Genomic DNA, 12,476 nt, shown 5'->3' on the forward strand with positions numbered 1-12,476 from the left:
AACGCGACCAACGCAAACGCAACTGTTGGGATTACGCGGCGAACTTCGCGAGCCGGCTCATTTCCTGCGTCACCAGCTCACGGTACGGACCGTGGCCCTGCATCAGGCGGTCGGGCGCACCGTCCTCGATGATCTTGCCGTTCCTGAGCACGACCACGCGGTCGAAATTGCGAAGCGTCGCGAGGCGATGCGCAATCGCGATCACGGTGCGGCCACGCATCAGCCGCGTCAGCGCCTCGCGGATCGCCTCCTCCGATTCGCTGTCGAGCGCGGCTGTGGCCTCGTCGAGCAGCAGGATCGGCGCGTCCTTCACGAAGGCGCGCGCGATCGCGATGCGCTGGCGCTGGCCGCCGGACATCTTCACACCGCGGTCGCCGACCATGGTGTCGAGCCCCTCCGGCAGGCTGTCGATGAAGTCGCAGCGCGCCGCGATCGCCGCGCGCAGCACCTCGTCGTCGGTCGCGTTCGGGCGGCCGTAGCGGATGTTCTCGCGAATCGAGCGATGGAACAAGGAAATATCCTGCGGCACGACGGAGATCGCCTCGCGCAGGCTCTGCTGCGTCACCATCGAGATGTTTTGACCGTCGACGGTGACGCTGCCTTCGTCAACATCGTAGAAGCGCTGGAGCAGCGTGAACAGGGTCGACTTGCCGCCGCCGGACTGGCCGACCAGGCCGACGCGTTGGCCGGGCTGCAAGCGTAGGCTGAACCGCTCGAAGATCTTCGCGGCGCCGGGATAGCCGAAGGTGACGTTGTTAAACGCGATCGCGGCGCCGCTCTTGACCAGCGGCTCGGCCTCGGGGTGATCGCGCAGCTCATGCGGCACCAGCAGCGTCGCAATCGCCTCGGTCAGGCGCGCGACATGCTGGGTCACGTCCACCAGCGCCACCGCAAGATCGCGCGTTGCATTGAGAATGGACAGGCCGAGCGTGCAGACCAGCACGACGTCGCCGGTGGTCGCCTCGCCCTGCTGCCACAGCGTAATGGCCCAGGCCATTAGCGCGACGGTCAGAACAACAGTCACGCCGGCGTGAATAAGCCGCAGCTTTTCGAGATAGCGCAGGCTGCGCCCTCGCGCGGTCAGCTCCCGGTTCACCGTCGCGTCGAAACGTTCGTGCTCATGACCTATGCCGCAGAACGCGCGCACCAGCGGCATATTGCTGATGACGTCGATCATCTCGCCGTCGACGACGGCGGCCTTGTCGGCGAAATCGTCATGTAGCGGCTTGCCGGCCGCAGCCAGATGAAACATCGCGATCACCATGCCGCCGGCGATCACGATCAGGCCCGCCGCCATATAGGGGCTCACGGTTCCGATCAGCATGATCGCCGCAACTGTGGCGATGCACGGCGGCAACACGTTCCAGACGAACATGTTCTCGACGGTGAACACCGCGTTGGACGTCGCCGTGATGCGGCTGGTCAGCATGCCCGGCATCCGGTCCGAAAAATAGCTCGGCGCGTGACCGGTCAGATGACGAAATATGTCACGGCGTAAATCGCCCGTGACACGAACGAACGTGAAGCTCGCCGTCCAGCTCGCGATCCGCCACAGAAAATTGTCGGCAGCGATCAGCGACATGAGTAGAATGAATGCCAGCCATACGCTGCCACCGTGCGAGGTTCCCGCCGACAGACTATCGACAAGGAATTTAACGCCATACTGGGTGCCTACCGAGCAGGCAACCGCCGCAACGACAGAACCCAAGATCACCAGATGCGACGCCCACCTGCGCCGCAGATAACGCAGGACAAAGGCAAATGGCCTGCGCGCATACCGAGAAAGATGATCCATGTGACACTCGACCCCGTCGTGATGATTTCAATTGTTCTTATGATCGACTGAACATCGACCAGTTCGCCTCGGTTCCCGGGCAACGTCATCACGACATGCGGATGCGGACGATCTGAGAAGAGCTGATGGCAGCATCGAGACACGCGCGCGATGTGTCGAATAAGTAACGTTTGTTGAGAGGAACTTCGCAACTGCGGGAACGTTCCCTTCGCTGGCATAGCCGGTGCCGACGCGCTGGGGGTTTCAACGTTTATGATCGCAGAGGAGAAGGTGAGATGCGCATCGCGCAGGTAGCTCCGTTGACGGAGGCTGTTCCACCCAAGCTGTATGGCGGCACCGAGCGGGTGGTCCATTGGTTGACGGAAGAGTTGGTGGCCCTTGGACACGACGTCACCCTGTTCGCAAGCGGCGACTCGCAGACGTCGGCGAAACTCGACGCATTATGGCCGCGGGCACTTCGCCTCGACGGCTCCGTACGCGATCCCAACGCGCTGCACATGGTTCTGCTCGAGCGCGTGCGGCAAAAATGTGACGACGAGGAGTTCGACTTCCTCCACTTCCATCTCGACTACTATCCGTGGTCGCTCTTCTACCGGCAGCCGACGCCGTTCCTGACCACACTGCATGGCCGGCTCGATCTGCCTGAGCATCAGCCGGTCTTCAACACCTTCTCCAAGATCCCTGTCATTTCGATCTCGAACGCGCAGCGGCGTCCGGTGCCGCAAGCCAACTGGGTCACCACGATCCATCACGGCCTTCCGGCAAATCTGCTCACGCCAAAGCCGGCGAAACAGGAATATCTCGCCGTGCTCGGTCGCATCGCCCCGGAGAAAGGCGTGGATCGGGCCATCAAGATCGCGATGCATTGTGGCATCCCGCTGAAGATCGCCGCCAAGGTCGATCGCGCCGACCAGGATTACTATGACGAGCTCATCAAGCCGATGATCGCAAGCAACCCGCTGGTCGATTTCATCGGCGAGATCAGCGATCACGAGAAGTCGAACTTCCTGAGTGGTGCGCTCGGCCTGCTGCTCCCGATCGACTGGCCGGAGCCGTTCGGCCTGGTGATGATCGAGGCGATGGCCTGCGGCACGCCGGTGGTCGCCTTCAACCGAGGCTCGGTTCCCGAGATCATCGACGAGGGTCTCACGGGCTTCGTCGTCGAGGACATCATCAGCGCCGCCGGCGTCGTGGGTCGCCTCGCCCAGCTCGACCGCACCGCCATCCGCAGGCAGTTCGAGAAGCGCTTCACGGCGCGGCGCATGGCGCTGGACTATCTCGCTACCTATCGCAGCCTGACCGAAGCCACTGCGCCGCGGATCAAGCTGGTGAGCAGCGCGGAGTAAGGCTTCTGCACCGCTGACAGTCGAAGCGCCCTCTCCCCGTGTGGGAGAGGGCTCAAGACTCAAGCGGCTCGCTCACTTGGGTGAGGGGTGCTTCCGTAGTGGAGTTTTCCGCGGAGAGAGACCCCTCATCTGGCGCTTCGCGCCACCTTCTCCCGCAAGGGGAGAAGGAAGAAGAGTGCCCTACCCCACGACGGCCCGCTTCGGCTCGACGATCTCGAACATTCGCGGGAATTCGTCCATCAGCCCCATCAGCTCGGCGAGCTTCATGGGGTTGCCTGACAGCTTGACCTTGCCGGCGGCGACCGCCTCCGGAAAGCTCGTGAGCTTCGCAATCACCTCATCCAGCGTCGCGCGTGCCAGCGTGAAGCTGGCATCGGCCTGCTCCGCCTGCACGCCTTCGGAATAAGTCAGGGCGCAGTTCTCGAGGTTGAGCACGAAGGTCTCGCCGGTGTCCGAAAAACTCCAGTTCAGCACGATGTGCTTGCCCTCGGCTTTGGGCCCGTTGAGACGGATGCCGAGCACATCCCAGAGCTGCTCCGTGCGCAGCGCCGCCAGTGTCTCGCGCGGCATCGGTGCACGCGGCGGCGTCTTCGGCATGCCCTGGCGCAGCTCCTGGGCGCCGAACAGATAGGCGTTGCGCCAGGTCGAGCTCTCGGCCGCATAGCCGAGCTGCTCCAGCGTATCGGCAAGCAGCGCGCGCGCAGCCGCATTGTCCGGCTCGGCGAAGACGAGATGGCCGAGCGCCTGCGCCACGAAGCGGAATTCGCCCTTGCCATAATCCGCGCGTGCGCGGGCGATGATGGCATCGGCGCCGCCCATGTACTCGACATATTTCCTGCCCGACTGCACCGGCGGCAGCGGATCGAGATTGACCGGATTGGCGTCGTACCAGCCGAGGTATTTCTGGTAGATCGCCTTCACGTTATGGCGGATGTGGCCGTAATAGCCGCGGCCGTGCCAGGCGCCCTCCAGGCTCTTGGGCAGCTGGATCGCCTCGGCGATCTCGGCCGCGTTCAGCCCATGGTTCATCAGGCGGATGGTCTGGTCGTGCGCGTATTTGTAGAGGTCGCGCTGCTCGCGGATCATGGTGTCGATGCGCTCGCGGCCCCACACCGGCCAGTGATGCTGGCCGCACATCGCCTCGGCCTTGCCGCCCCACAGATGCAGCGCCTCGTTGAGGTACTTCGACCAGGCCAGCGCATCGCGCACGTCGGCGCCGCGGAACGGCAGCAGATTGTGGAAATTGTGCGTGCAGTTCTCCGCGAGGTTCAGGAGCTTGTAGCGCGGCAGGAAGAAATGCATCTCCGCCGGCGCCTCGCTGTTCGGCGCCATCTGGAATTCGAATTCGACGCCGTCGATGACGCGCGTGTCGCCTGTCGCCATGATCAGGTCGGTCGGCCGCAGCAATACGACCGCGCCCGCGGCCATGGTCTTGCCGAGGCCGCAATCGACCTGTCCCCGCACGCCCTTGGCGAGGAACGGTCCGAACTGGTACTGCGCCCGGCGCAGCATCGCAGGTCCGGCGATGATGTTCTCGGAGACGGCATGCTCCATGAACAGGTTCGGCGCGATGATCGGTACACGACCCGTCGCCAGCGCATCCTCCTCCAGCACGCCGCGCGCCCCGCCCCAGTGATCGGTGTGGGTGTGGGTGAAGATGACGGCCGCGACCGGCTTCAAGCCGCGATGCCTGAAATAGAGATCGAGAGCGGCGCGCGCGCCTTCGATCGAGGTCAGCGTGTCCACCACGATGACGCCGCTGTCGCCCTCGATCAGCGTCATGTTGGCGATGTCGAGCCCGCGCACCTGGTAGACGCCCGGCACGACCTCGAACAAGCCGTGCTGCATGTTGAGCCGCGACTGCCGCCACAGGCTAGGATTGACCGTCGGCGGCGCCTGCTCGGTGGACAGAAAACCATAGGGCTCGAGGCTCCAGACCGTCCGCCCTTGCGGATTGGCAATCTTCGCGTGCTCGATCGTGCCGAGGAATCCGCGCGCAGCGTCGTCGAAATCCCGCGTGTCGGAAAACGGCAGCGCGTTCAGCATCGCCTGATGCTGCGCAATGACCGAAGGCGTTGCGTCCTTTGGCGTGTCGGCTGCTTCGATGCTGGTCATGAGGCTCCTCCCGGCGCATCTTGTCTGGGGAGGCATCTAACCGCATCTCGATTGCGGTTCCAACCGCTCCTTACGCGGCCAGCCCTTCGGAAACAGTCTGGCCCGACGCAGCCGTGGTACGCAGCTCCCGCGCCAGCACGTAGCCGCCCCGACGTTCCTTGGCGCGGTAGAGCGCCTTGTCGGAGCGCGACAACAGCGCCTCCGCGGTCCGGCCATCGTCCGGCGCAACGGCAATGCCGACGCTCACGCCGAGCTCGACTGTCCGTCCATCGACGTCATAGGGCGCACCGATCGCCTGCACGATGCGCATCGCCATCGCTTCCGCGTCATCAGCCGTGCGCTGAACCAGCACGAATTCGTCACCGCCCATCCGCACCAGGAGGTCCTCCGGCACGGCGATCGCCCTCAGCCGCCCGGCGACCAGCTTGAGCAGCGCATCGCCGACGGGATGGCCGAAGCGGTCGTTGGCTTCCTTGAAGCGGTCGAGATCGAGCGTATGGACGGCGATCGTCCCGGCCTCGAGCATGGCGGGCAGATCCGTCGCCAGCACCGAGCGATTGGCCACGCCCGTCATCGGATCGACGCGCGACAGCTGCTCGAACTGTCGCTTGAGCGTGATCTGGTTGATCGAGGCGTTGAAGCTGAGCCGCACCATCTCGAAGCTCGCGACCACGTACATCAGGATGAGGAGCCCGAGGCCGACATGGCGCAGATCGGGCTGCAGGAAGGTCACGATCGCGGCGGGCGCGGCGATGGCGACGAGATCGAGCAGCGCCGCCACGGGGCGCAGCGCCAGCCGCGCCACCACACCGGCGCCGAAGCCGAAGCCGATTCCGATCGCCATCACGCAACAGAGCGCATCACCCAGCACGATGCTGCGTGCGGCGAACAGGCCGAGGATCAGCGCCGTCACGACGGTGCCGGTCACATAGAGCCGTTCCCAGCGCGCGGCCTCCATCCGACCGAGCCGAGGCGACCGCGCAAGGCGGCGGCGGAATGCGAAAATCTCGAACAGGCGGACGATGGCCACGGCGACGCCGGCAACGGTCAGGGCCGCGGTCACAAGGTCGCCCGTCTCGTAGGTCGTGATGGCGCCGACCATCGCCTGGCAGGCCGCCGCGAGAATGGTCGGCATCGTCGTGCCGTGGAGGCCCGTGATGACTTCCAGATGGACGGCGTCGGAAATAGACGCCCGTCCGGATTCCATTCTGTCGAACAACATGCCCGCATCCATCCCGCTGGCATGGTCCTACCGCATATCCGTAAAATGCATGCGCTGCAGTCCGGGCGCATTTGAACGCGCGGATTTACCGCGCGTTAGCCATGTCTCCCGCCCACCCGTGGGTCAGTGCATCCCCAGCACCCGCGGCAGCCACAGCGTCAGGTCGGGCCAATAGGTCACGATGACGAGGAAGCCGAGCATGGTGAGCAGCCACGGCATGACTGCTCCCGCCAGATCGGTGATGCGCATTCGCGCTATCATGGAGGCGACGTAGAGGTTCAGGCCGACAGGCGGATGGCAGAGGCCGACCTCCATGTTGACGTCCATGACGATGCCGAAATGGACGAGGTCGATGCCGAGCTTCTTGGCGGCCGGCGCCAGGATCGGCGCCATGATCAGGATGATCGAGTTCGGCTCCATGAAGTTGCCGGCGAGCAGCAGCAGCACGTTGACGACGAGGAGGAAGCCCACCCAGCCGAGGTTCTGCGCCGTGATCCAGTCGGCGAGCGTCGCCGGCAGGTTCTCGTTGGAGAGCACGAAGGAGAACAGCACCGCATTGGTGACGATGTAGAGCAGCATCGCGCTGGTATTGGCGGCGCGCAGCAGCACGCGCGGCACGTCCGACATCTTGATCGCCTTATAGACGAACACCGCGATGATGAAGGAGTAGACCGCGGCCATCGCGGCGGCCTCGGTGGCGGTGAACAGGCCGCTGTAGATACCGCCGATGATGATGACGACCAGCATCAGGCCCCAGACGCTCTCGCGGAAGGCGTGAACGGTCTCGCCCCAGCTCGCCTTCGGCAGCCGCGGATAGTCGCGCTTGCGCGCGAGCCACCAGGTGACGATGCAAAGCATCGTCGTCAGCATGATGCCGGGCAGCAGGCCGGCGACGAACAGTGCCCCGATCGAGGTGTTGGTGGAGACCGCGTAGACGATCTTCGGGATCGACGGCAGCATCAGGATGCCGAGCGAGCCGGCCACCGTGATGATGCCGGCGCCGAAGCGCATGGGATAGCCGTGGCGGACCATCTCCGGCAGCACGATGGCGCCGATCGCGGCGACGGTCGCGACGCTCGAGCCGCACACCAGCGCGAACATCGCGCAGGCGACGATGCCGGCAAGGCCAAGGCCGCCGTGCCAGTGCCCGATCAGCGAGGTCGCGAAATTGATCATGCGCCGCGCCACGCCGCCATGGGTGAGGAAATTGCCGGCGAGGATGAAGAACGGGATCGCCATGATCTCGAAGCCCTCGATGCCCGTGAAGAGCTTCATCGAGACGGCTTCGATCGGCACCGCCGTGAGCGTGAACAGGAACGTCATCACGGTGAGACCGAGCGCGATCGACACCGGAATGCCGGTCAGCATCAGCGCGATCAGCAGCGCGAACACGGTCGCCGCGCGCATCCAGTGCGGCAGCACGATGAAGCCGGTCTTCTCGGCGAGGCAGAGCATGAAGATCAGGATCGGCGCCAGGATCAGGATCACGCCGAGCGGCGAAACCTTTCGTCCGGCCGCTTTCGTCGCGGCGCCCGCGGGCTGCGGATGCAGCGCCGGCGAGCCATCGGCCTCGACGCCCTCGACATGGGTCTCGTCATGATGCGGCAGCTCGCCGGTCCAGTAGTAGAACCAGGAGACCTGGAGGAAGCGGAAGCACATCAGGCCCGAGCCGAGCGGGATCGCCAGATAGACGAACCACATCGGCGCTTCCAGATCGTTGGATTGCTGGCCGGTCTTGAACATCTCGGCGACGAAAGAGGCGCCGAAGGTGGCGATCATGCCGGTGAACAGCGCGCCGCAGAGCAGCGAGAACAGAATGACGTGCTTGCGCGAGTGCTCGGGCAGGCGGTTGACGAGCAGGTCGACGCCGACATGGATGCCGGTGCGCACGCCATAGGCCGCGCCGAACTTCGCCATCCAGATGAACATGTAGATGCAGAGTTCCTGCGCCCAGGACAGATCGAGCTCGGACAGGAAGGTGAACACCGCCATCGACAGCGACGCCAGCCAGGTCATCCCGTGCGCGGTCGCCCATCGCGCCAGATTGATCGATTCGCCCGCACCGTAGCGGTGCACGACGGCGACGAAGATCAGTCCGGTTGCAGCCGCAATGAGCGTCGCGATCAACCACTCTTCGAGATGATTGAGCAACTGGTTGAGCGCGCGAAGCAAATCAGAGTCCCCCCTATGGATATGCGAAACGGTCGGGAGTGCACACACTCCCGACCGTTGGTATCATTCTCCGGAATAGGCGTCAGTTCATCTTGACGTCGAGTTCCTTGGCGACGAGATCGAGCACTTCCTGCCCAACCCGGCCCTTGGCCCAGGCATAAGTCGGCCGCATCGCTTCCTGCCATGCCTTGCGGTCGGCGTCGCTCAGATAATGCAGCGTGGTCTTGCCCGACTTCTTGATCTCGGCCAGCGCGTCCTCGTTTTCCTGGTGCGCGATCTGGTTGGTGTATTCGGTCGCTTCCGCCATCGCCTTCTCGAGCTGGGCCCGAATGTCAGGCGGCAGGCCGGACCAGAACTTCGAGTTGACGATGACGGCGTATTGCAGATGCGCGTGATAGGACACGGTGATGTCCTTCTGCACCTCGTAGAACTTCTGCGTCAGATAGTTGGACGCCGTGTTCTCGCAGCCGTCGACCACGCCGGTCTGCAGCGCCTGGTAGACTTCCGAGAATGCCATGATCTGCGGGATCGAGCCCATCAGGCGGAAGTACTGGTCGGCGATCTTGGATCCGGAGATGCGGAATTTCAGGCCCTTGAAATCCTCCGGCTTCATCAGCGGGCGATTCGACGACACCATGTGGAAGCCGTTGTCCCAATAAGCGAGGCCGGTGATGCCCTTGGTTTCCAGCTTCTGGAACAGCCATTTGCCGAGCTTGCCCTTCATCGCGGCGGAATAGGTCGCGTCGTCCTTGAACAGCCAGGGCAGATCGAGCGCCTCGAATTCCTTGATGCCGAGCGGCGCGAATTTCGCGGTCGAGGGCGCGAGCATCTGCACGGAGCCGAGCTGGAGCGCCTCGATTTCTTCCTTGTCCTTGTAGAGCGAGGAGTTCGGATAGACTTCGACCTTGACCTTGCCGTCGGTGTATTTCTCGGCAAGCTCCTTGAACTTCAGCGCGCCCTTACCCTTGGGGGTATCGTTGGCGACGACGTGACTGAACTTGATGATGATAGGGCTCTGAGCCTCGGCGACCACAGGAGCCAAAGCGAGCGCGGCCACGGCGGCCGCAAAGAGCAGTTTGCGCATGAAGTACCTCCCCAACAACCTTGGAAACCAGATTCTTTTTTGTTTTGCGGTTTCAGTAGTGGCAGCAATCCGCGCCACGAACAACTAGACCTAAGCCCAATTTGCCGCAGCGAAGCAATGTCGCAGGGACGTTATCCCGCGCGAGGTCGCATGCGCAACCCGGCGCCCGCCCCGTCCCCCGGAGCGAGCGCTTATGCCGCATCGCGAAGAGCAATTACCCCTTGCGCTGGGCGACCATGAACAGCCGCCGGAACGGGAACAGCGTCTGCCCCGCTTCGTTCTTCGGGTAGGCCTTCGCGACGCGCGTCCCATAGGCGGCTTCGAACGCAGCCTTCTCGTCGCCCTGCAGGACGTCGAGATAGCGCGTCAACCAGGTGCCCTTGGTCCATTCCTTCACGGGATTTTCGCCTTCGAGGACCTGGAGATACTCGGTCTCCCAGATGTCGATGTTCTGCGAGAGCGGCGCGAGCACGTCATGATAGAAGGCCGGTCCCTCGACCGGCGGCGGCGTGACGAGGTGCTCGACCTCGGACCGCCACGGCCCGTTGAGGGCGGTCTCGCCGATCAGCACATGAGACGGCGCCAGGAAGTTGCGCGGCATCTGCACTGCAAGCATGCCGCCGGGCGCCACCTTCTCCATCACGGACGGAAAGAGTGCCTCATGATTGGGCAGCCAGTGCAGTGCGGCATTGGAATAGACGACGTCATATTGCTTCGCGGGATGCCAATGGCCGAGGTCTTCATGTGACCATTCCACGTCAGGCGCGGCCTTGCGCCCGGCGGCGACCATCTCGGCCGAGCCCTCGACACCGGTGACCGCGGCGGATGGCCAGCGCTCCTTGATCAGCCTGGTGACGTTGCCGGCGCCGGCGCCGAGGTCGGCGACCGTACGCGGGCCGACGTCCGGAATGCGCATCAACAGGTCGATCGCGGGCCGGAGCCGATGGCCGGAGAATTTCAGATATTGCTGCGGATCCCAGACCATGGCCTGCGCCTTTTCTTTTTGGTGTTTCCTTCGTGATCGCCCTTGGTTACCACTGCTCGTCCCGGTCAGGCAATTCGCAATGCCCGCGGGACGGGCCGGAAGCGAAAGCAAAAAGCAAGAACCAATCAAGAGAGCGTGTGACCATGGACCTCGGGCTGAAATCGAAAACCGCAGTCGTCACCGGAGCGAGCATCGGCATCGGCCGCGCCATCGCCAAGGGCCTCGCGGCCGAAGGCGTGCGCGTCGTCGGCGTGGCGCGCCGCACCGACCTGCTCGCCGAGCTGGTGAAGGAGGTCGGCGGCGGCCTGATCATCCCGTTCGAGCAGGACGTGATGGCCAGGGACGCGGCCGAGAAGATCGCTGCCTTCGCGCTGAAGGAGCTCGGCCATGTCGACATCCTCGTCAACAATGCGGGCGGCAGCCGCCCCCTGCCCGTCGATGCGCCCGACAGCAAATGGGACGAGGCGATCGCTCTCAATTTCACCAGCTACCGCCGCATCGCGCATGCGCTGCTGCCGCAGATGATCGAGCGCAAATGGGGCCGCATCGTCAACATCACCGGCAAGTCCGAGCCGGAAGGCCTCAACGCCGCCTTCGCCGCCAAGGCCGCGGTGCACGCCTGGGCCAAGGGCCTGTCGCGCGAGATCGGCGAGCACGGCATCACCATCAACTGCATCCCGCCCGGCCGCATCATGAGCGAGCAGATCCGCCGCAACTATGCGCCTGACTATCGCGAGCGGTTTGCGGAGGAAGAGATTCCGGTCGGCTATTGGGGCGAGCCGGAAGACCTCGCGGTGCTCGCAGTGTTCCTGGCCTCACCGCTGGCGCGCTACATCACGGGCACGGTGATCCCCGTGGACGGCGGCTTGAGAAGGTATCAGTTCTGACATGAGTGCCATCGGCGGTTGGGATAGCACCCCAGCTGCAAGATTCAGTTTGCGTACAATTGTTTCAGAACCGGCACAGCAATCTTGTGGAGAAGCAATGCACTAGTATGAGCGGCGTACTCCTGAAAATCGTCCGCCTTGTCCTTGTCGGCGAAGTCACAAACTGCTTTGAGAATTAGTGGAAGTGGCCGCGGCTTTCCGGAACCCTTGGAGGCAACCACTACGCCGTACGCCTCCATCTCAATCCCGAGCAAATTCCTGTGTTGCAGTAGCAGCGAATTGAATGTGTCACTGTTCGCGACGACTGCCGCACCCGAGGCAAGCGGACCAAAATGCACCCTCAATTCGTGCGACGGCTTACTTCCCCTTGCTGCTGATTTGATAGTGGCCAACATAGCTACATCGGCGCAAACCTCCTTCAACAGGGCGCCAATATCCGTGTCCAATTCGATCTGGTGCGGAGCCGGCCTGAAGTGCGGAACGTTGTCCACTGAATCTATCTTGCCGCTCCCCCAATCCCAACATGGATCTGCAACGATAACATCTCCGAGTTGCGTCTTTTCAGCTCGGCCGGCGCAAATCCCCACCATCGCGACGAGTCGCGGACGGAACTGTGCAATCATTTTTGACGTAAGCACAGCCGACGCGGACATTCCCATTCTCGGCGCAGCTGCTGCGATCACCGAATATACTCTCTCACCATCGAGAACACCGCCGATAAGATACCTAGTCTCGTCCCTTTCCAATCTAAGCGGCTGCCAGCCGCACGGCAGCGATCTAACGGCGCTTAGTTCAACTCCCTCATAGACCCAGATGACGCCGTCCTCGATTTCCATTTCGTTGGCGATGTCCCAGAGCCAATCTTCGTCT

General features: G+C 63.4%; 8 protein-coding genes and 2 pseudogenes. 2 read left to right on the top strand and 8 right to left on the bottom strand.

From position 1 onward, the window contains the following. Positions 1-31: 31 nt before the first annotated feature. Complete coding sequence (locus QY049_RS32675; protein ID WP_301270397.1) at positions 32-1,795, bottom strand: ABC transporter ATP-binding protein; 1,764 nt, start codon at positions 1,793-1,795, stop codon at positions 32-34. Between the two features lie 275 nt (positions 1,796-2,070). On the opposite strand from QY049_RS32675, the gene QY049_RS32680 reads away from it, so the two are divergent. Then, positions 2,071-3,141 (top strand): glycosyltransferase family 4 protein, encoded by a 1,071-nt coding sequence (locus QY049_RS32680; RefSeq protein ID WP_258762637.1) that lies wholly within the window; start codon positions 2,071-2,073, stop codon positions 3,139-3,141. Positions 3,142-3,321: 180 nt separating this feature from the next. Here the strand turns inward: QY049_RS32680 and QY049_RS32685 are convergent, their stop codons facing one another. From QY049_RS32685 to QY049_RS32705, 6 genes and pseudogenes are all read right to left on the bottom strand, one after another. Continuing rightward, on the bottom strand, positions 3,322-5,256 hold the full coding sequence (locus tag QY049_RS32685; RefSeq protein WP_301270398.1) for an alkyl/aryl-sulfatase: 1,935 nt from the start codon (positions 5,254-5,256) through the stop codon (positions 3,322-3,324). Positions 5,257-5,326: 70 nt separating this feature from the next. After that, a complete protein-coding gene (locus QY049_RS32690; protein WP_301270399.1) occupies positions 5,327-6,478 on the bottom strand; it encodes a GGDEF domain-containing protein in 1,152 nt (383 codons plus the stop codon). Positions 6,479-6,601: 123 nt separating this feature from the next. Then, positions 6,602-7,885: a TRAP transporter large permease subunit gene (locus QY049_RS39155; RefSeq protein ID WP_309493990.1), complete on the bottom strand. Its 1,284-nt coding sequence runs from the start codon at positions 7,883-7,885 to the stop codon at positions 6,602-6,604. Positions 7,886-8,128: 243 nt separating this feature from the next. Continuing rightward, positions 8,129-8,494: pseudogene (locus tag QY049_RS39160) on the bottom strand (TRAP transporter small permease); the annotation flags it as partial. Positions 8,495-8,732: 238 nt separating this feature from the next. Beyond that, positions 8,733-9,734 (bottom strand): DctP family TRAP transporter solute-binding subunit, encoded by a 1,002-nt coding sequence (locus tag QY049_RS32700; RefSeq protein WP_258762640.1) that lies wholly within the window; start codon positions 9,732-9,734, stop codon positions 8,733-8,735. A gap of 214 nt (positions 9,735-9,948) precedes the next feature. After that, complete coding sequence (locus tag QY049_RS32705) at positions 9,949-10,719, bottom strand: methyltransferase domain-containing protein (protein WP_301270400.1); 771 nt, start codon at positions 10,717-10,719, stop codon at positions 9,949-9,951. 143 nt (positions 10,720-10,862) lie between these two features. Here QY049_RS32705 and QY049_RS32710 point away from each other — a divergent pair, with 143 nt between their 5' ends. Further along, entirely contained in the window at positions 10,863-11,606 is a 744-nt protein-coding gene (locus QY049_RS32710; protein ID WP_258767018.1) for an SDR family NAD(P)-dependent oxidoreductase, read from the top strand. A gap of 44 nt (positions 11,607-11,650) precedes the next feature. On the opposite strand, the pseudogene QY049_RS32715 reads toward QY049_RS32710, so the two are convergent. Next, a pseudogene (locus QY049_RS32715) lies at positions 11,651-12,476 on the bottom strand (histidine kinase); the annotation flags it as partial.

Origin of the sequence: Bradyrhizobium sp. WYCCWR 13022, assembly GCF_030435535.1 — a bacterium.
In the GTDB taxonomy this organism is placed as follows: Bacteria; Pseudomonadota; Alphaproteobacteria; order Rhizobiales; family Xanthobacteraceae; genus Bradyrhizobium.